Raw genomic sequence first — 19,581 nt, forward strand, 5'->3', positions numbered from 1 at the left:
TCCGCGGGGAAACAAAACAGGGCGAGACCAATGTCACAAACGTCGACCAACCGTCTTCGCCAGGACAGAGAACGAGGCGAGCAGACCGAAACCGAGACACAGTCGGAACAATCGGTGTGTCCCGAATGTGGACACTCCGATGCGATAGAAGAGCAGGGAGAGCGCTGTTGTATGAACTGTGGCCTCGTCCTTGAGGAGTCGTTACTGGATCGTGGTCCCGAATGGCGTGCGTTTGACAGCCAGGAGCGCGACCGAAAGTCACGCGTCGGTGCTCCGACCACGAACACGATGCACGATAAGGGCCTGACGACGGACATCGACTGGCGAAACAAGGACGCCTACGGACAGTCGTTATCGTCGAAAAAGCGCACCCAGATCAATCGACTTCGAAAGTGGCACGATCGGATTCGGACGGCGGACAACGGCGAGCGGAACCTTCGGCTTGCACTTTCGGAAATCGATCGGATGGCGAGCGCCCTTGGCGTTCCAAAGTCCGTTCGAGAGGTCGCATCGGTGATGTACCGCCGCGCTCTGGAGGAGGATCTCATCCGTGGACGATCGATCGAGGGCGTCGCCACCTCGACGCTGTATGCGGCCTGTCGCCAGGAAGATCTTCCGCGGAGTCTCGACGAGGTGACCGAAGTGGCACGCATCGACCGCCGGGAGATCGCACGGACCTACCGGTATATCTCTCAGAATCTCGGCCTCGAACTCCGTCCGGCTGACCCAAAACAGTACGTTCCCCGATTCTGTTCGGCACTCGAGCTGTCCGATGAAACACAGACGAAGGCGATCGAAATCATCGACGTGACTGCAGAGGCCGGGCTGCTATCGGGAAAATCACCAACCGGATTTGCGGCCGCAGCGATCTATGCGGCCTCACTGTTCTGTAACGAGAAACGCACCCAACACGACGTGGCCGAGGTTGCCCAGGTGACCGAAGTGACGATTCGGAACCGATACCAGGAACAGCTCGAAGAGCTCGATATCGCGGCCTGAAACACCGATCCGTCGATACAGTTGTTTTGCTCGGTCCACAGGTCAGTGGTTGCGCAGCGATCGAACCCGGGCCCAACACTCACGATAGCCGAACAGATAGACGCCAAGAATGAGCGCGATTGCACCCATGTACATTTCCCAGTATGCGACCGTCTGGTGACCGGTGGCCATGCTGTGGAGGCTCGTTCCTTCGATAAAAAGCCCACCACCGGTAAAGACAACCGCAGCCACGCCGAATCCGAGCAGTGTGAGGAGTTCGGTCGTCGTTTTCGATTCCATTGAAGCCTCCTATCGTATCGATCAGCATGTTCTTTTTGGTCTTGTTTGGACGATCGATCAACTTACCTGGATGGCCACCGGAATCACTGCCATGACGCACGGTTCGACCGTCAATCACGAACTACTCGTCAAGCTAGGATTCTCGGTCGGCGTTGGGCTGTTCGTACTCGGCGCCGCAGGACAGGGGCTGTTGCCAGCGATCACCGGTCCATTGCCGAGCTGGGAACAGTCGTTGTTGCTTGGAGCCGAAGAAGTCGGGCTCGTTGTCGGCTTTTTCTCGCCATTTGTGTTTGGAATATTGCTCCCGTTGATCGAGTAGCTCCATTCAGGCGAACGGAACGACCGTCGAGAGTGCCAGCACCGATAGCAGACCACTGACGGCGATGATCGTCGTGAGGACGGTCCAGGTTTTCAGCGTTTCAGCGCCGGTCAGCCCGCCAATCTCCTTGACGAGCCAGAATCCAGAGTCGTTGTACCAGGAGAAGATGTTTCCTCCTGCACCGATCACCATCACCAGATACGCTGGGTGGACGCTGAGCTGTCCGACAAGTGGTGCCATAATCCCGGCTGCCGTCAGCATCGCCGCCGTGGCGGATCCCTGTGCGATCCGGACGACTGCAGCAATGAGCCAGGCAGTCACCAGGAGCCCGATTCCGAGATCGGAGAGTCCGGCTGCGATGTACCCGCCGATACCTGACGCGGCGAGCATCGCGCCGAAGGCACCACCCATTGCAGTGATTGCGGCGATGTTTCCGCCGCTTTTCAGTGCTTCTGTCAGCTCATCTTCCCAGGTCGATCGGTCGAGATCTGCCCATCGAAGATACGTGAACGCTGCCACAACGGCAGCGATCGTCAGGGCGACGTTTTTATCGCCCAGGAATGCGACAATGTCGGCGATCGTCGCCGGGGGAGAAAGCAGCCCCTCCACGATCGTCGCTGCAGCCACGAGGACCACTGCCAGCACGATTGGCAGCACTGCCTCAAGCAGACCAGGTAACGACTCCAACTCCCGGTTGGCACGGCGCTCAAGTTCGTCTGTCGACGTACCCATCGTTTCACGGAGCGGAATATCGAGTCGGTCGTTCAGCCAGCGGCCGTACACCAGCCCACTGACCATCGCTGTTGGCAGCGCTACTGCGACTCCAATTGCCATTGTCATGCCGATGGAGGCTCCTACCTCACTTGCCACGGCGAGCGGACCCGGCGTTGGCGGAACGAAAACGTGTGCCGTCGCTGCACCCGCCCCCACCACGACGATATACAGCGTGTAGTTCTTCCCAATACGGGCGCGCATCGATCTGGCGAGCGGCGCGAGCAGGTAGAACACACTGTCGAAAAACACCGGAATCGCGAGGATAGAACTGCTCGCCCACAGCGCAACGTCGGCGTTGTCGTCGCCCAGCACCGAGAGGAACGATCGGACGACCCTCTGGGCGGCACCGCTCTCGAGCATCGATTTGCCGATGATTGCTGCCATCAGGATTGGAATTCCGATCCCTTCCATATCCCCGCCAAAGGCGGCTGCCGTATCGGTCGCTGCATCCGCAAGGGAGATTCCATCGACGAAAACGGCGTTGACGATGCCAACGCCAAAGGCAGCTATCGCGAGTCCAACGAACGCCGGCAGATCGAGCACCGCGATCAACAGTACCACCAGAATGAGTCCGACCGCGAACGTCACCAACGGACTGTGTACCCCAATCGCCACCATATATTAGGTACAGGTTGATAATTTATCACAAAAAGCCTGTCGTTCGTTGATAGTAACACCTATATCGTGATCCAGTGCGATAGCAATAGCAAAACAGCCGCTTCGATCGCTAACAGTCAGTAGAACTCTCTGACGAGATCCATGGCGTCTTCTGGGGGCTTCGAGGGAATCTCGGATAAGTTCTCGGTCAATCCGTGCGATTCGTTGTACGGAACACTGTCTTCGTCCTTGTAGATCACGCCCTGGTACTCCTTGTCGTTGTCAAGGATGACCTCGGTTGCCTGGTCGTAATCCGTCGGATCGAACTCATCGTCATCGCCGAGATCGACGAGCGAGTCGCGGAAGTAGTCGTACGTATCAACGTCGTTGAACGTCACGCACGGACTGTAGACGTTGACGAACCCGAAGCCGTCGTGTTCGACGGCCTGCTGGACGATCTCTGCGTGGCGCTGGGCATCGGAGGAAAAGGACTGGGCGATGAATGAGCCACCGGCAGCCAGCGCGAGCGCAAGCGGGTTAACCGGCGACTGCTGTGGTCCCTCAGGTGAGGTCGAGGTCTCGAAATCTTCTCGACTGGTTGGTGAGAACTGCCCTTTGGTCAGTCCGTAGATCCGGTTGTCCATGACGACGTACGTCATGTCCAGATTCCGGCGAACGGCGTGGATGAAATGCCCCACACCGATCGAGTAGCCGTCGCCGTCACCGCCGGCGACCATCACTTCCAGATCGGGATTTGCGGCTTTCACGCCGACGCCGACCGGAAGCGCACGCCCGTGGACGCCGTGAAGCGCATACGAGTGCATGTACGTGCCGATCTTGCCCGAACAGCCGATGCCGGCGACGATGAACGTGTTGTCGGGATCGTTGCCGGTTTCGGCGAGCGCTTTCATCATGCCGTTCATCGTCCCGAAGTCACCACAGCCGGGACACCAGGTCGGTTGCTTGTCGGATTTGAAATCAGTAAAGCGAACGTCTGAGCTCATGCTGTCACCTCCGTGCCCGTCGCGAGCACATCTTTGATCTCGGTGGCGAGTTCGTCGGCCTTGAATCGAACGCCGTTGTACTTGTTGATGCGCTCAACACGCGTCAGGGTGTCGCGTTCGATGAGGTTGGCGAACTGGCCATTGGCGTTACATTCGACCACGATAACGTTCTCTGCGTCCTCGATCTCCTCGGTGAGATCGGCACGCGGGAACATGTATGCACACGAGAGGAACCGGACGGAAATTTCCTCCTCATCGAGGAACGAAAGTGCTTCTCGGATCGCTCCCTCGTTCGATCCCCACGAAAGAACGAGCGTGTCTGCGTCTGCGTCACCGTATTCCGTGTACGTCCACGCTTCGCGATCTTTTGCGGTTTCGACCTTTCGATCCCGTTTGTGGACCTGCTCGAGTCGCACCTCGGTGTCTTCGGTCCGGCGTCCGAGCGCGTCGTGTTCGAGCCCGGTCGTCATGTGTGCACCGCCACTCGTTCCGGGGAACGTCCGCGGGCTGACGCCGTCATCAGTGGCCAGGTGTGGCTGGAACTGTCCTTTCTCGTTCTGATACGCTTCAATATCGTCGGCGTCGACGACGTTGCCACGCTCGATTTCGATCTCGTCCATGGCAAACTCCTCAGGGGCGAACGTCTGCTCGGTAACGGCGAGTGCGAGGTCGCTCGCCACGTAGACAGGAATCTGGTATTTCTCTGCCAGATTGAACGCCTCGACGGTCTTGTGGAAACAATCAGCCACCGTCGTCGGCGCGAGCACGAAGCGGGGAATCTCGCCGTGGCCACCGTAGAGGAGCTGATTCAGGTCGCCTTGCTCCTGTTTGGTCGGCATCCCGGTCGATGGACCCGAACGCATCACATCAACGATCACCAGTGGCGTTTCAGTAGTCGCAACGAGACCGAACGTCTCGGTCATCAGGTCGATTCCTGGTCCGGAGGTTGCGGTCATCGACCGTGCACCAGCACGAGCAGCGCCCAGGGCGATATTGATCGCGGATAGCTCGTCTTCGGCCTGGATCACGGTACCGCCGTAGCGCTCGATGCGGCCGGTCAGATACTCCATCACGTTCGTCGCAGGCGTGATCGGGTAGCCGGCGTAGAACCGACAGCCGGCCGCCAGCGCGCCCATGCCGATCGCCTCGTCGCCGTTCAGCAGCACGTAGTCGTTGTCAGTCGTCTCCAACTCGAAGCCAAAGTCGTGGTCGTAGTTCTCTTCGACGTACTCCTGGCCGAGTCGGGCCGCCTCTTTGTTGTTTTCGACGATCGAGCTCCCCTTCGAGCCGAATCGCTTCTCGAGCGATTCGTCAAGGTTCTCGATGGGGAACTGGGCGACCTCACACGCCACACCGAGCGCCACGACGTTCGCCATGATCGCACCGCCGGCGTCTTCGGCCAGGCTCTTCAACGGAACGTCGAGACCGATCATTCCGTCGGGAATCTCCAGGTCCTGCATCGTCGTCCGCTCGCCGTCGTAGATGATAACGCTGCCTTCCTGGAGCTCATCCATGTTCTCCTCGACCGTCCGTTGTGTCAACGCGATGAGGATGTCGAGTCGGTCGACAACACTTTCGACTTTCTCAACGGACGTTCGTACTTTGTACGCCGTGTATCCGCCACGAATTCGTGAGGCGAAATCCTTGGAGGTGAATACGTGCCGGCCCGCCCGTGAGAGGGCCTGAGCGAAGATTTTCCCCGTCGAATCGATGCCATCGCCGGCTTCCCCGCCGATGGCCCAATTGAGATCTTCGTGCATACTGGTTCAAACGTACCTCTCGCCCGTGCAAAAGGCTTCTGAATGCTTAATATCCACAGTACTCAATGCAACAGAATGTTGTCACACTGTCCAAACGGTGGTAGTCCCTTCTCATGGTGGCGCTCTGTTCTCAGAACCGCTAAATTCGAGTTTTTTAGCCACGGTTGATTGTTTCACTCATTATAATTATCGCCTTGGCACAATCATTCATATATTATTTCTGAGTATTATCTGTGGGCTGTGTCTCCTGTGGGAGCTGTGGCCGTATGCACAGTATCCGTGTGGGTGATGTTACTATACGAATTGGCGTATCCGAACTGGGCGGATACGAACCGAGTGCGATGGACCTACGAGTATGGGCCGACGAAGATGGGTATGGACGCCACGACAGTGACGGTATCGTCAGTGGAGCCGGTTGGAACCGATGCGATTGCAATCGAACTGACAACGCCAGCAGAGTTCGAGGCCAATCCGGGCCAGTTCGTGAAGCTGACGGTGACGGTTGACGACGAACCCGTCTCTCGGTTTTACACCATTTCCTCCCCTGCGATCGAGGAGACGTTCGAGATCACGCTGACGATCGATCCTGCTGGTGAGCTTGGTCCGACGCTCGCCGAACTTTCGGTGGGTGATGAGATTGACGTGGCGGGTCCATTCGGCGACGCAGCGTATGCGGGTGAATCCGAAACGCTCGTCCTCGCGGGCGGTCCGGGTGTGGGTCCGGCCGTTGGAATCGCCGAACGAACGATCGATGATGGGGGCTCTGCGGCGATTGTCTATCTCGACGACGAGCCGATTCACGAACAGCGCCTGGGTGCGCTTTCGGACGCTGGCGTGTCGGTGTTCGTCGTCAGCAATGGCGACGCACTGGAGGATGCGATCGATTCTGTCGCAGCCGAACTCGACCCCCAGGTGTTCGTGTATGGCTTTGCGCCGTTTCTTGATCTCGCGACCGACGGGCTGACTGGAGCCGGTCTCGACGCTGATGGAGCCAAAGTGGAGAGCTTCGGTCCGGCTCCCGAGGAGTGACTCGGCGATCAACTCAAATAAATTGTCAATATAATTAATAGGTTGGAGAAATGAGCAGTGTGCATGTGGCCCTTCACGAGCAGCGCCCGCCCGTCCCGCGGTGGTTTTGTTCCGACGAGTGAGCTCGACACAGGCGATGGGACGACGGTCGAGCGGGTGGTCGACGAGGAGGCAGGAGTGGTGGTGTACGCAATGTGTGGCGAGGATGGCGGCGGTCTTGCAGCGTTGCCGATTGATGAGACGGAGCTTGTGGGCGAGCGCTGATTGGATCGGTCACTCGCTGTCGAGTTCGATGATGTCATAGAAGAACGTTCTGAGGTGTTCAATCCGCGATTCGGTCCAGAAAAAGCCCCCAAAGACGTTTTCAACGTCGTTGAGTCCCGACCATTTCGTCAGTTGAAACGCGAATCGATCCGACGGTGGGGATTTCAGCGTCAACCACGCGGCGTTTGCCTGATCTGGACTCGAGAGGCCGATGGTGCCGATCGTTTGCCAGCCTTCGGTTTCGTCGTTGGCATTGGCGCGTTCGAACAGCCAGAACACGCGTTCGAGCGCTCTCGTGTCGGGTGTTCTCACACAGACTGTTTCTGAGGGCGCATCGTCCATCGTGTTGTGTAAGAGCAGACAGTGCGCGCCGGATGGGGCTTTTGCGTATCGCAGATAGCGCTGGCGGCCATCGGTTGGCTTGCTCAACCACGCCGTTCGGATCGTTGCCCAGGAGTCCTCTGGGTCCTCCGTTTGCTCTCCATCAGCAGCGAGCGTGCAGTGCGTGGTGTCCGTGTGTCGGAAATGGGGGTCGACAGTCGTGTCCATGCGCTCGTGGCCTTTGATGAGCGTCAGATCAGTCTGGCAGCTGACGCAGGCTATCTGGTCGTCTGCGTCCGCTTCTGTGGCCATGACGAACTCGCCGTCGCGCAGTCCTAGCTGGACCATCGGCTCGTCACTCCTGTGTGTCGCTTGTTCATGTGGTTGTGACTATAATTCGTTATGCTATATTATTAAATTTATTCCAATTGTGTGTAAGGGTGGTGTGATGGAGAGAGATGATTTTGAATTAGCTTCTGGTGGGCGCTTGGTGTCAAGCGAAACGTTTGAGTAGCAGATGCGGTCGGGTGGCTTTTCGTCGAATTCTGTAGCTCTCTATTAGTGGCGACGTAATTTTATTGGGTGGTCAGTTGTAGTTCGGGGTCCTGCTGTAACCGTATGTCTCTTGGACAGCAAGTTATATCGTTGGTCGGCTTCAACCCACCAAGGATCCTTCTGGAATAATTGAGGCAGCTCAATATGGACGAAAGCCGACTGCGCTTCAACCCAACTAAGGTCCTACTGTAACACGCCTGAGAACGCCGTGGGAATCCAGGAAATCCTGCTTCAATCCAACTAGGGTCCTGCTGCAACTCCACTACATTGAATCCGATGACTACTCTCTGTCCGCTTCAACTCCACTAGGGTACTGCTGTAACCTGAGGAACTCCGAGCCGGCTGGGAGCAACTGAATGCTTCAACCCAACTAGGGTACTGCTGTAACTTCGGGAGCTTTTGACATCACGCGCGGAGTTGTCTTTGCTTCAACCCAACTAGGGTACTGCTGTAACCACTGAGAAGGAAGCCATTAGTCGTCATGGAACAGGAGCTTCAACCCAACTAGGGTACTGCTGTAACCAATTTGAAGGCCCTGAGGGACGTTGCTGGACGATTTGCTTCAACCCAACTAGGGTACTGCTGTAACTCCCTCTGCAATGTCGGATCCTTCTTCAGTCAGTCCGCTTCAACCCAACTAGGGTACTGCTGTAACAAGTCCGTCAGATAATCGACCTGCTCACAGATATCGCTTCAACCCAACTAGGGTACTGCTGTAACCCACCAGCTCTCCCGAGGGATCAGGGACCGCAAAGCCGCTTCAACCCAACTAGGGTACTGCTGTAACGGCCTATGACGGCCATCTCAGTGTGGATGGAACGTTCGCTTCAACCCAACTAGGGTACTGCTGTAACCTGTTGAAACGCCTTTGTTTCCCGTTTCTGTGGTTGCTTCAACCCAACTAGGGTACTGCTGTAACGCCATCGAGAGGGCTGCATTCCAGATTCGATCTTTTGCTTCAACCCAACTAGGGTACTGCTGTAACACGCGGACATCATGGGCTTCGAGACTGGCGACCGGATGCTTCAACCCAACTAGGGTACTGCTGTAACGCTTCATGCTCGCCAGGCCAGACACGGCGACGAAGGTGCTTCAACCCAACTAGGGTACTGCTGTAACCCGATAGATCAAACTGGTCCTCCACTTCGACAGCAGCTTCAACCCAACTAGGGTACTGCTGTAACATTAGACTATCATCGCATTCTGGGCATTTTGTGGTTGCTTCAACCCAACTAGGGTACTGCTGTAACCATGGCCGATTTACCGACCATATGGCTCCTAGAGGGTGATTTGTAACAAGTGTTTCCGTCGACCCGCAATTCTGTGTTACCCCCCGGGGGGTCGACGGAACATTACGTAAATCGGCAACCAGGTTCGGTTCCGTCACCGTAAGTAGTGTGATCGACGAACCCAACCGTATCTGCTTCGAACACAATCACTGCATCATCGTCTTCTAAGGATTGTTCAATATCATGCTTGATATCGACCAGCTGTCCCGGTGTGACATCACCATAAAACACAGATTGTTGGATGTGTTCAAGTCGAGTGCGGAGCAGTTTGCGATAGATCCGGGTTCGACCGGCTGGAACATCATAGACAATCAGTACGAACATCACCACCAGCGCTCCGTCGGGTGGTAGTCCTCGCCAGTGAGAATGTGTTTCTTCAGACTATACACATCCGTCTGGATGAGTGTTTTATAGCTCACGTGGCGCGAGAGACGAGGATGTTTGACAGTTTTGTCAAGCGTATCTTCGTACTCTCCGAGTACCTTGGCACGGCCTTCTTCAGTGAGGAGACAGCCATCTAACTCATCCTCGAAGTCATCGAATGAAAGCTGCTGGCGATTCACCAGCCGGAACATTACTCGATCAGCGAGTATCGGCTTGAAGATGTCTGCAATATCAAGTGAGAGCGTGAATCGTCGCTCACCAGGCTCGTGCATGAAGCCAATCGTTGGATCGAGCGCTGTCTTCCGAATCGCGGAGACACACGTCGTATAGGTCATTGCGTTCAGATACGACAGTAACGCGTTGGCCTCGTTCGAGGGAGGATTATACTCGCGTCGGATGAGCTCGAATGGGTCACGAAGAATTGCATCGAAACAGGTGTAGTACTCCTTTCGTGCGAGCGCCTCAACGCCACGAAGAGACTCTATATCTGACTCGGTCTGCGTTCGATCCTTGAGAGCATCGAGCTCAGCAATGCTTTCTGTGAAATCATGTCCTCGGGTGTTGTAATACCGAAGATTCACACGCATATTGTGAATGCTTGCTGCGATGATGTCCGTTGCAATCGACAGCCGACGGTCCGCATCCTCATACGCGCGTACCTGTTCAACGACGGTGTTTCCAGACACGTGAGAGCGCTTCGGAAGATATGAACCACAATAATAATCATTCCATCCGAAGACGTGAGCCGGAACGCCGTGCTCGTTGAGCAACCCTAATGCCCGTGTATTAAACGTCAACTGACCATGTAGATAGAGCGAATCCAAACTTTCGACTGCTAAATGTTTTGGATCGTTATCCAGCCGATCAATGCGAAGTGTATTCTCACTCCGGCCGAGATCGCCATCCGCGAAGATATGGTGGTTATTATGCATGGAATCACATCCAACACAGGTCCTGGTAGAGACACGCCTCACAGACTGGCTTTTTCTCAAGCGCAGGTGGGGTATTTCGACTAAGGACTTCCAGAATCCCCCGCAGAACGGCTTCGATACGATCTCTGTTTTCGGAGGTCAGTGTGACCTGTTCTCGTTTTCTCTCTCGAGGATATGCTAGAACACCATCACGTTCGATGTCAAGTATCTCATCGAGATACCATAGATAATACAGAAGTTGCAGTCGCGCCGGTTCCTCAAGCTTTGATGAAACCTTTACTTCCATGATATCCCCCGAATCAAGCACATCAATTGCGATACGTCCATTCACCTGAAACGATTCTCGCTTATCCCGATAGCTCGTTTCGTCAACATGGGTTCCACGGCGGATATTTGCAGCTCCTCGGTCAATGTCGATGCCTTGAGCCATGAACCAGAGCTCTCGTTTGCAGACTTCGTAGTACTGTACCATGAGACCGGTTATTCGCTGTACTGGCTCTGTGTGTGGATCTCGTTCTGCTTTAATAAACTCCTCAAGCAGCCCAATTTCTTTTTGATCCATAATTCATCATTCAATATGTTTATATCTATATTTTTAGTAATAATACTACGATATTGAGATATTAACCAACACTATATCCCATAATAAAGAATAATATAATATAAAACTATATTTATTATATGATATTTTTTATGAACCTAGGTTATAAGTTAGTATCGATATGGCGTTCTCAATGGCTATTTTGAGTGCAATTTTAGTTCTTATATAGTAGTAATGATTCGAATTCTTATTTGTATCCAAGATAGTTATATCTAAAGAGTTTATTTACTTGTCTTGAGTTCAGTATATATTGAAAGAAGTTAAAGCCCGATACGATGACCATTATTTTATGACGTGGAGTGATACAATGTGCGTCTTTTAATCAGCCTTCGCGCCCGCGCAGACGCCCGATACAATACAGCCTACCACCGTGGTCTTGCTGGTCGTGTCTGGCGAGCACTTGAGGATCCGGCATTCAGTGAGCTTCACGATTCAGGAGAGCCGTCCGGAATAGCGTTCAGCAACCCGTTCCCATTTGGTCCTATCACTGAGGGTGATGAGCTGAACGTGCTTGTAGCCTCTCCAGACGACGATATCCTCCGGGCTATCGGGGCGAATCTCATCGAAGATCGGGAGTTCAACATCAAAGAGATGCAGTTTACGGTGGAGGAGATCACCGGCGTTCATACCGATGTCGGCGAACCTGGAACGCAGGGGGTGCTCGAATCAGCAACCGGACTCGTTGTTCGGATACCACCATGGCGATTCGATGACTACGACATCGATGCGCCACCAAACAGTGCGGAGTTCTGGAAACCAGAACATACCCTCGAACCACTGAAACACCAGTTGGAGAACAATCTCGATCGAAAACACGGTCTGTTCTGTCCCGAGCACTTGCCAGGCCCAAGCGATGTTGATGGTGAACTGTTCGATGAGTACGAACTCATCAAAACGTATCCGCTCCCCGTCACTGTCACCGAGGGTGTTGAAGAGACGTACATCCTCAGCAAATTCCGCTTCGGATACACGGTCCGGGACGATGACCACCGCAGACATCTGAATCTGGCTCTGGATGCCGGGCTTGCCGAGCGAAACAGCCTGGGTTTCGGATTTGTAAACGTTCGCAAAGACGAACTCATCCCGCCTGGAGAAACTGCCCCAACTGCGAGAGGACAGTCCTAATGAGCGCGTTCGACGAGTCGACATTTGACCAACACCGTTCGTTTGATTCGGTAACATCGCTTCGGCGCATTCAAACACTGTATGGAATGATTGCCGAGGCAACACCCGATACAAGTCAGTCCGAAGAGGAAACACAGACCACAATCATCCCAGAGGACTACCAGCTCTACGTCACACCCAACGAATTGGACGACTTTGTCCAATCAGAGGATGAAGATAAACGACTCGCGACTGTTCACGTCGACGTAACTGGAGACACCCCGACACTGGAAACCGTCGATATACGCCCCCTCCGGAGAGAAATAGTTCCATACCTTGGGTTTTCCCGCTATCCATGGGGCCGTGCGATCGATCATAGCATCACTCGCAGGGGAGCAGGAGGTGGGTCTAATCGGAACACAGTGATGAACTACTGTGTCGATTGTCTCCGACGGTGGACGAATGCTGGTGGGAACGAGCCAGCAGTCGGACAAACTGCCGAGGAGCATCCAGACGGATGGATCATTCAGGCACTGCAGGAGCTCAGTACAACCGACACAATCGAAAATGAGATCGAATCCGAGATAACGTCACAGATGGCCAGCGGAGTTAGCCCTCGTGTAGTCGCCACTGTGGCTGTCAAACTTGACCCCGAAGCACTTGCTACGCCACCGACTGGCGAGGCTGAGGATGGTTACTACTACCCGGGACAAATCGACGTGTTCAACGCTGCAATGGTGGCACGGAAAAACGAAAAACTCGCAGAGAAAAATACGGACGTCCCATCACGCGGAGAAGGAACGTGTCTCGTAACGGGCGAGGAAGCGGAGGTCTTCGGTACAGCAGAAGATCCGCTTGCGCTGTTCACCATCCAGCACACCGAGAGATTTAACGAACTCAAACCAGAACACGCGTGGCGCTCACATCCGGTCTCTTCAAGTGCGGCGCTACTGATCCAATCGGGCGCATCGCTCATTGAGCAGTGTCGCAGAACACAGCGGGGGCGAAGCGTCTATACAATCCCGTACTACACGCGTATGGACCCTGTTCGAGCGAAGGATCTTGAGTACGCAATTCAAGAAACGCCGTCCGAATCGCAAGCCACCCTGTCACATTTACAGGAACTCCTCGAAGATAGCGAAGAAGGAACCGGAGAGCTCCGGTTTTACGTTATCTCGCTCCGGAACGATAACGGAGACATCAATGTCTTACACGAGCTTCCCGATGCAACCATTCAGCCCGCTAGAAACGTAGCAAACGCCCATTGCCAGGTCCTCAACAGCAGCTCCTTCGACGCGGCTGCCGGATTTGATGAACCGGATAACTGGGGTCCATACAGTCAGGGAACAGAGCTCGCAGACGCCGTCAAGTCGATCGTCTCTGGGCGGTACACCTTCGGGACGGTCGCGTTGACAAATGACGATAATCCTGCAATCGACGATAGCAGTGAATGGCTGACGTTTGCACTCCTTTCTGGAGAACCCATTCCCGCTGACCGACTACTGGATGAGTATATCAAACGCCTCGCCCAGGAGCGTCGGAAGGACGAGGAGGGACGACTGTCCGAAAACCACCTCAAAGCACAGTTCACACAGCTTCGAGCACTCGCAAGAACAGGCCGACTGACTGGCCGAGACGCATACCCAAAACTCATGGAATCAACAGAAGCAACGGCGAACAGTCCAGAAGAACCACCAGTAGAACACTTTCTAACTGCGGATGGAGAGCTACGACCCCTGGATGTGTTTCGAGAGTATCGACTCAATACATTCCTTGCCAACCGATCTGAGTTAGACGAACCCCAGCGACAAGCCGCGTTTCTCGTCGGTGTGCTGGTCGGACAGCTTGGTCAATACCAGAATTCCGAGCGAGGAATGGAGGGAACTATTCTCGCTCAGCATCCAGCTGAACGGATAACCGCCAAACGGATCAAACGGCTCGTTCCTGAACTCATCCACAAGCTCAGTGTCTACGCTTCAGATGACGCTCATCGGGGAACGGTACTGTTTCCCGAACTCGAAGATCTGCTCCCGAAAACAGTGGAAGAGGCAGATGGTATTGGCTGGACGCTTCCAACCGAAGATCTCCGGTTCCATTTCGCGCTCGGACAGCTCTACGGAAAACGAGCCACCAGCAGAGCATTCGACCTTCGGGAACAAATCGCCAGCAAAGCAGGAATCGACCTGGAATCAAACACAGACAATTGAAACTCATGACGACACCACACAACACCGTCCAGAACCGTTCTGAAATCGTCTTCCTGATTGACGCACAAGACTGCAATCCCAACGGAAACCCGCTCGGAGAGAACCGTCCACGGATTGATCCAGTTACGGAGCAGGCGGCCATCACTGACGTACGCCTCAAACGATACTTGCGGGATCAGCTCATTGATGACGGCCACGGCGTCTTTGTCCGCAAAACAGAGGAAGGTGTAAGCGGCAGTCGAGCAGCACTCGCGCTCGATGTGCTTGGAGATATCACGAGTGAGGAAGAACTTAACGACATCGACGACATCAGTGGTGCCTTTCTCGATAAGGCAACCGATGTTCGATATTTCGGGGCCACGCTGAGTTTTAACAAGGATCCGGAGAATGATCTCCATAAAAAGATAAAAGATCGATTCAACAGCGGTAACTACACGGGCCCTGTCCAGTTCAGTCCTGCCCGGTCACTCAACGCCGTGCAGATAAACGAGGAGACGAACTCACTCACCAGCGTCATCTCTACGAAACAGGACAAAGATGTTGGGGGATTCGATCTTGACGACCACCGTATCAAATACGGGCTCTTTCCGTTCCACGGGCTCGTAAACGAAAACGGAGCCACAGACACCGGGCTGACACAGGTAGACGTTGAGCGACTCGACACGCTCTGCTGGCGTTCGATCAAAAACCAGACGATCTCACGGAGCAAAGTCGGCCAGGAACCGCGCCTCTATCTACGAGTGGAATACAATCAGTCGGGCTATCACATCGGTGATCTCCAGAACGGATTCACCCTGGACCGAGAGGCCGCCGGAAAGGACGACCAACCGCTAGACGACGACGCAATCCGGAATGTCACCGATGTCTGTCTCGATGTGACATCGTGTGTGGATCGACTCACAGCCGCAGCCGATCGAATTGAGGCAGTCCATACAATCGGCAGCGAGTATCTCGATATCAGTTACGACGGCGATCGGGTTGGTACCGCTGCAGACCTTTCGACACTCCTCGAAGAGCGCAGCGTGTCTGTCCACCACATCGAGGTATTTGACGAATTCGAACGCACGCTTCCACCAGCGAGCGACTAACCGATGGCTGTAGCGATTAAAGGGGACGCACATCCCGCTGGGGACCCTCCAGTGATCACGGACGAGGGCATTCCGTCAAAATGTCTCTCGTTATCGGTGCGTGCCGACTGGGGACACTTTCGGCGCATTGATCGGACAGTCACAAAACAAACGTACCGAATCCCACCACGGACGACCATTGCGGGACTGTTGGCTGCTATCGTCGGCGTCGGCCGTGACGGATACTACGATGTGTTTGCCTCGGATTCGTCTGCGATTGCTATCGAAGCGTGCTCGGAGCTGCGGACCATGGCACTGCCATCACTCGGTCTCGGAACCAATCCAGACGAGACGTTCGACGATGCCGGCGGTACTGGACAGCGAACGGTGAAGGTCAGATTTCCGGACAGCACTGACAACCGCCAGCTCCACGGGTATCATTATCTCGTTAGTCCAGTCTACCGCATCGATGTGGCTGTCGAAGATCCGGCGTTCTACGGCACCTTACGACATCGGCTTCGCAACGGTTGTTCCCACTATACACCGACAATGGGGCTCTCCGAGCTGTTGGCCGCAGTCGACTGGCATGGCGAATACGAACCAGCTCGTATAGCGGGAAGTGAGACTGTCGCAATTGACTCCGTGCTCCCCGACGGTGTCGATGCGATCATTCCGACACCTGAAACTTCCTATGCCGTCGAACGGGTTCCGGGATTCATGACGACTGATTCTGGGGGTCGACATACTACGGGATTCATTGACTACGCTTTCGTTCCGAACGGGGACCCGCTCCAGGCGAGGACTTCTGCTATCACCCCAGTCCAGATTGATGGCCGAACGGTCGTGTTTCGGTGATAGAATGGACGATGCAATCATCTCACGACGGAATGAGGATGGGATGGATGAGTTGCTGATAGCCCACGGCAGCGACGTTGGGAGTCGAATGCCCAAACTCAGCAGCTGTAAGTCCGATAGTTCTGTGACTGGAACGGATATTTTTCGATGCGAAGGGTTTCTCCACGACATCGGAAAGGTGGCTCTAGATTTTCAACGCCATATCCGAGACGTATACGTAGAAAATAAGCAGATGACATACCATGCCCGATTGGGTGGCTTTGCCGTTTTTCATGCCCTGGATCGAATGGGCGCTTCCAGTGAGGAGTGTCTGATCGGGATGCTCGCTGTCTTCAAACACCATGGACGCCTCCCGAATGCGGCGGAGCGTCTTCTCACAATCGCCAAATCAGAGCGTGGTGATGGGAAAGGCTCTCGATACTCTGTTCCACAGATTGAAGATATCGATGCGTCCGAACCCAACAGGACGGTTGCTGACACGTTGCTCAGAAAGGCATCGCATGAAACAGCGTCATGGGAGTCGTTCAAGACTGCAATAGATGACGGATCGTTGTTCGAATCAATAATCGATTGTGTTGGCAAGCGGGGCCATAGAAACGGCACCGAAGAGCCAATCCCAGAAAAGTTGGATTCGCAGCTCTATGATCGAGTTCTCCACCACTGGAGTGTGCTCACACTCGCGGACAAAACCTGCGCTGGCGGAATCGAAAATGATGCTCTTCGACCATCACACCTTGAGCTGGATGGACTTGAGGACCATATTGATGAACTTCGGTCGGATAGCGATGAGCCACCGGAGCTCGCATCCAACACAACCCCATCATCGCTGGAACTAGATGTGACGGAGAAAGCATCGTTAAATCAGCTCCGGGAGGCTGTGCGCCGGCTGGTCAGAGACAATGCCGAGCAGTTTGTTGATAGCTCAGCGGATGTGGCAACTCTCACACTCCCCACAGGACTCGGGAAAACGTTCACTGGTATTACTGCTGCATACACCATTCGGGATGCGCTTAGCCACACAGAACTGGCAGCTGAGACACGACCACGAGTAGTGTACGCACTTCCGTACACCTCGATCATCGAACAAACACGGGAGATCTTCGAGGATTCGGCCATTCTTGACGCTGATCCATTGAGCCTTGCGTTCACTGTCCATCATTATCTCTCCGAAACGGTCTCATATCCTAAAATTGAGAACAAATTCGACGGTGATCAGGCTGCGGATGATCAGCTGTTTTTCGATCCAGCACTCCTTGGCGAAAGCTGGCGCTCGGGAACAACGCTCACAACGTTCGTCCAGCTCTTCGAAAGTCTTGTTTCTCCGACAAATGCAGGAGGTATGAAGCTACCGTCCCTGACAAATAGTATCATCATTCTCGATGAGCCACAGACGCTGCCAAAACCCTGGTGGGAGGCAATTCGTCGTCTCACAACGCTTCTAGTTGAGCAGTATAATGCGCATGTGATTTCGATGACTGCAACCCAGCCATCGCTGTTCACTGATGCACCAGCCCTCGAAAGTATCTCACTTTTGGGGCCGTCTGCTTCTGCAGAGCCCCAGCTCGTCGAAACCTGTTTCAGAGCCGTAGAGCGTGTGGAGTACTCGATTGACGCGTCTGTCCACAGTTTCAAAACCACAGCCGACGAGCTGCTCAGTGTTGAGACCGCAGCAGCACGGCTGTATGGGAGTGCTACGTCACCGATGGACAATCCGATCAGGGGAGCTGCCGACGGAACCTCTGTCCTCTCGGTGTGTAATACCGTCGCCTGCACCCAGCAACTAACTGAATCCGTCCAAGCGTGTGCAAACGCTGACGGGAGGGAAATTCAGCGAATCGGATCAGCGTATCGAGCGGCGCTCCACGAGTGCACACCGACCGTAACCGATGATCTATCGCCAGATCAACGTCCGGATCCGGAGGATGTAGCTGCAAAAACACTCGAACAGCTCGGTTTTCAGCGGGTTGATGACGGAGACGACTCCGTTTCGCTCTCAAAACAGCGCTGGGCCCCCAACTCATCGACAGGGACTGTTTTCCTTGGCACATTCACCTCACGACTACGACCACGGGATCGGCGTGCCTTCGTGGCTATTGCCTCGGTACTCGCTCGTGCTGGTGTTCCATTCGTTTTTGTCTCAACGCAGGCGGTCGAGGCCGGCGTTGATATCAGCTTCGCTCGGGTGTATCGTGATATTGCCCCGTTGGATAGCATCGTACAGGCGGCTGGGCGGTGTAATCGATCATTCGAATGGGGGCATAGCGCCGGCAAGGTCACTGTCTGGGCCCTCGGTGCGATCGAGGGGTCCAGTGTAATTCCAGCAACTGCAGTGTATAAACCAAAATCATTGCTCACCATGGTGGCGTCGATTCTCACAAACTGTAGTGATGATTGTGGGACGGGAACAGTTCCAGAATATGTTCTGACGCGGACTGCGATTCCAGAATTTTACAGCCAGCTGGATGTTGGAATGCTGGCAAACCGGGAGTTGGTCCAGTGGATTGAGCAGTGTCAAGCCGGGGACCTACAACGGGCGACACTGATCGATGACGATTATGAGCAGTACGATGTGATTGTAGCCGAGACTGCTGTTGAAAAAGCGCTGCTGCAAACTCTGATCGATTCGTTCGTGAATGATGCGGTCCCCTCGCGATTCGATCTCCTCAAATCGATGGCTGATCTCCGTGTTTCGCTCCCTGTTCGAGATATTGAAACCATTCGAAGTCAAGTGACTACACTCAATCGAGCGGGATTCACTGCGGATGGTATCTCGGTGCTTACCTGTTCAGCAGCCGGAGAGCAGGAGGTCTACGATGTCGCAGCGGGCGGGTTTATTGTTACCAAAGATGATGGGCTTGCTGGCCGATTTACCTTCAATTAAACCGATTTGAGCGTTTCGGGAGCTATCTCCCAGTAAATCGACTCGTACACGATTCCGAGATACTTGGCCGACTCTGTTAGGAGAGCGGATTCCGTCGACCCCCCGGGGGGTAACACAGAATTGCGGGTCGACGGAAACACTTGTTACAAATCACCCTCTAGGAGCCATATGGTCGGTGAATCGGCCATGGTTACAGCAGTACCCTAGTTGGGTTGAAGCATCAACGGCGCGCGTGTGGAGCCATACCTTGACCTGGTTACAGCAGTACCCTAGTTGGGTTGAAGCAAAGTTCGTCGTCGACCACGTCCACATCCCACGCTCGTTACAGCAGTACCCTAGTTGGGTTGAAGCGAGGACCAT

General features: G+C 54.5%; 17 protein-coding genes and 2 CRISPR repeat arrays (1 of these 19 cut by a window edge). Of the genes, 9 read left to right on the forward strand and 8 right to left on the reverse strand.

Annotated elements, in window-relative coordinates:
- The first annotated feature begins 30 nt into the window (after positions 1–30).
- Positions 31–999 (forward strand): transcription initiation factor IIB, encoded by a 969-nt coding sequence (locus JXQ78_RS13750; RefSeq protein WP_330631339.1) that lies wholly within the window; start codon positions 31–33, stop codon positions 997–999.
- Positions 1,000–1,041: 42 nt separating this feature from the next.
- Here JXQ78_RS13750 and JXQ78_RS13755 read toward each other — a convergent pair whose 3' ends face one another.
- Positions 1,042–1,278: a hypothetical protein gene (locus JXQ78_RS13755; RefSeq protein ID WP_330631340.1), complete on the reverse strand. Its 237-nt coding sequence runs from the start codon at positions 1,276–1,278 to the stop codon at positions 1,042–1,044.
- 91 nt (positions 1,279–1,369) lie between these two features.
- Between JXQ78_RS13755 and JXQ78_RS13760 the strand changes: the two genes are divergently transcribed.
- The gene (locus tag JXQ78_RS13760) at positions 1,370–1,597 is read left to right on the forward strand and encodes a DUF7860 family protein (RefSeq protein ID WP_330631341.1); all 228 of its coding nucleotides are present in this window, start codon (positions 1,370–1,372) and stop codon (positions 1,595–1,597) included.
- Positions 1,598–1,603: 6 nt separating this feature from the next.
- On the opposite strand, the gene JXQ78_RS13765 is transcribed toward JXQ78_RS13760, so the two are convergent.
- The 3 genes from JXQ78_RS13765 to JXQ78_RS13775 form a co-directional block, all read right to left on the reverse strand.
- Positions 1,604–2,989 carry a GntP family permease gene (locus JXQ78_RS13765; protein ID WP_330631342.1) on the reverse strand — a complete coding sequence of 462 codons (1,386 nt, stop codon included), beginning with the start codon at positions 2,987–2,989 and terminating at the stop codon, positions 1,604–1,606.
- A 116-nt stretch (positions 2,990–3,105) separates the two neighbouring features.
- Positions 3,106–3,972 (reverse strand): 2-oxoacid:ferredoxin oxidoreductase subunit beta, encoded by an 867-nt coding sequence (locus JXQ78_RS13770; protein ID WP_330631343.1) that lies wholly within the window; start codon positions 3,970–3,972, stop codon positions 3,106–3,108.
- On the reverse strand, positions 3,969–5,732 hold the full coding sequence (locus tag JXQ78_RS13775; protein WP_330631344.1) for a 2-oxoacid:acceptor oxidoreductase subunit alpha: 1,764 nt from the start codon (positions 5,730–5,732) through the stop codon (positions 3,969–3,971). The genes JXQ78_RS13770 and JXQ78_RS13775 overlap by 4 nt, the downstream gene beginning before the upstream one ends.
- A gap of 375 nt (positions 5,733–6,107) precedes the next feature.
- On the opposite strand from JXQ78_RS13775, the gene JXQ78_RS13780 reads away from it, so the two are divergent.
- Together JXQ78_RS13780 and JXQ78_RS13785 are read left to right on the forward strand one after the other, a co-directional pair.
- On the forward strand, positions 6,108–6,761 hold the full coding sequence (locus tag JXQ78_RS13780; protein WP_330632834.1) for an FAD-binding oxidoreductase: 654 nt from the start codon (positions 6,108–6,110) through the stop codon (positions 6,759–6,761).
- Positions 6,762–6,824: 63 nt separating this feature from the next.
- Positions 6,825–7,025: a hypothetical protein gene (locus tag JXQ78_RS13785; protein ID WP_330631345.1), complete on the forward strand. Its 201-nt coding sequence runs from the start codon at positions 6,825–6,827 to the stop codon at positions 7,023–7,025.
- A 9-nt stretch (positions 7,026–7,034) separates the two neighbouring features.
- Here JXQ78_RS13785 and JXQ78_RS13790 read toward each other — a convergent pair whose 3' ends face one another.
- The 4 genes from JXQ78_RS13790 to cas4 all read right to left on the reverse strand — a co-directional run bounded on the left by JXQ78_RS13790 (position 7,035) and on the right by cas4 (position 11,068).
- A complete protein-coding gene (locus tag JXQ78_RS13790; protein WP_330631346.1) occupies positions 7,035–7,694 on the reverse strand; it encodes a hypothetical protein in 660 nt (219 codons plus the stop codon).
- A gap of 370 nt (positions 7,695–8,064) precedes the next feature.
- A CRISPR array of direct repeats spans positions 8,065–9,151; the repeat unit is 30 nt; unit sequence GCTTCAACCCAACTAGGGTACTGCTGTAAC.
- A gap of 102 nt (positions 9,152–9,253) precedes the next feature.
- The gene (gene cas2, locus JXQ78_RS13795) at positions 9,254–9,514 is read right to left on the reverse strand and encodes a CRISPR-associated endonuclease Cas2 (protein ID WP_330631347.1); all 261 of its coding nucleotides are present in this window, start codon (positions 9,512–9,514) and stop codon (positions 9,254–9,256) included.
- Complete coding sequence (cas1b, locus tag JXQ78_RS13800; protein WP_330631348.1) at positions 9,514–10,506, reverse strand: type I-B CRISPR-associated endonuclease Cas1b; 993 nt, start codon at positions 10,504–10,506, stop codon at positions 9,514–9,516. The genes cas2 and cas1b overlap by 1 nt, the downstream gene beginning before the upstream one ends.
- Positions 10,507–10,510: 4 nt before the next feature.
- Positions 10,511–11,068 (reverse strand): CRISPR-associated protein Cas4, encoded by a 558-nt coding sequence (cas4, locus tag JXQ78_RS13805; RefSeq protein ID WP_330631349.1) that lies wholly within the window; start codon positions 11,066–11,068, stop codon positions 10,511–10,513.
- Between the two features lie 348 nt (positions 11,069–11,416).
- On the opposite strand from cas4, the gene cas6 reads away from it, so the two are divergent.
- The 5 genes from cas6 (at position 11,417) to JXQ78_RS13830 (ending at position 19,221) form a co-directional block, all read left to right on the forward strand.
- Positions 11,417–12,232: a CRISPR-associated endoribonuclease Cas6 gene (gene cas6, locus JXQ78_RS13810; RefSeq protein WP_330631350.1), complete on the forward strand. Its 816-nt coding sequence runs from the start codon at positions 11,417–11,419 to the stop codon at positions 12,230–12,232.
- Positions 12,232–14,418: a type I-B CRISPR-associated protein Cas8b/Csh1 gene (cas8b, locus tag JXQ78_RS13815; protein WP_330631351.1), complete on the forward strand. Its 2,187-nt coding sequence runs from the start codon at positions 12,232–12,234 to the stop codon at positions 14,416–14,418. Before cas6 ends, cas8b begins: the two co-directional genes overlap by 1 nt.
- Positions 14,419–14,423: 5 nt before the next feature.
- Positions 14,424–15,506, forward strand: coding sequence for a type I-B CRISPR-associated protein Cas7/Csh2 (gene cas7b, locus JXQ78_RS13820; RefSeq protein WP_330631352.1), 1,083 nt, complete (start codon positions 14,424–14,426; stop codon positions 15,504–15,506).
- A gap of 3 nt (positions 15,507–15,509) precedes the next feature.
- Complete coding sequence (gene cas5b / locus JXQ78_RS13825; protein ID WP_330631353.1) at positions 15,510–16,340, forward strand: type I-B CRISPR-associated protein Cas5b; 831 nt, start codon at positions 15,510–15,512, stop codon at positions 16,338–16,340.
- An 88-nt stretch (positions 16,341–16,428) separates the two neighbouring features.
- On the forward strand, positions 16,429–19,221 hold the full coding sequence (locus tag JXQ78_RS13830) for a CRISPR-associated endonuclease Cas3'' (protein ID WP_330632835.1): 2,793 nt from the start codon (positions 16,429–16,431) through the stop codon (positions 19,219–19,221).
- 189 nt (positions 19,222–19,410) lie between these two features.
- Positions 19,411–19,581: a CRISPR direct-repeat array (repeat unit 30 nt; unit sequence GTTACAGCAGTACCCTAGTTGGGTTGAAGC); it runs 1,440 nt beyond the window's last position.

This window comes from Halocatena halophila, from assembly GCA_027563145.1.
GTDB lineage: Archaea > Halobacteriota > Halobacteria > Halobacteriales > Haloarculaceae > Halocatena > Halocatena halophila.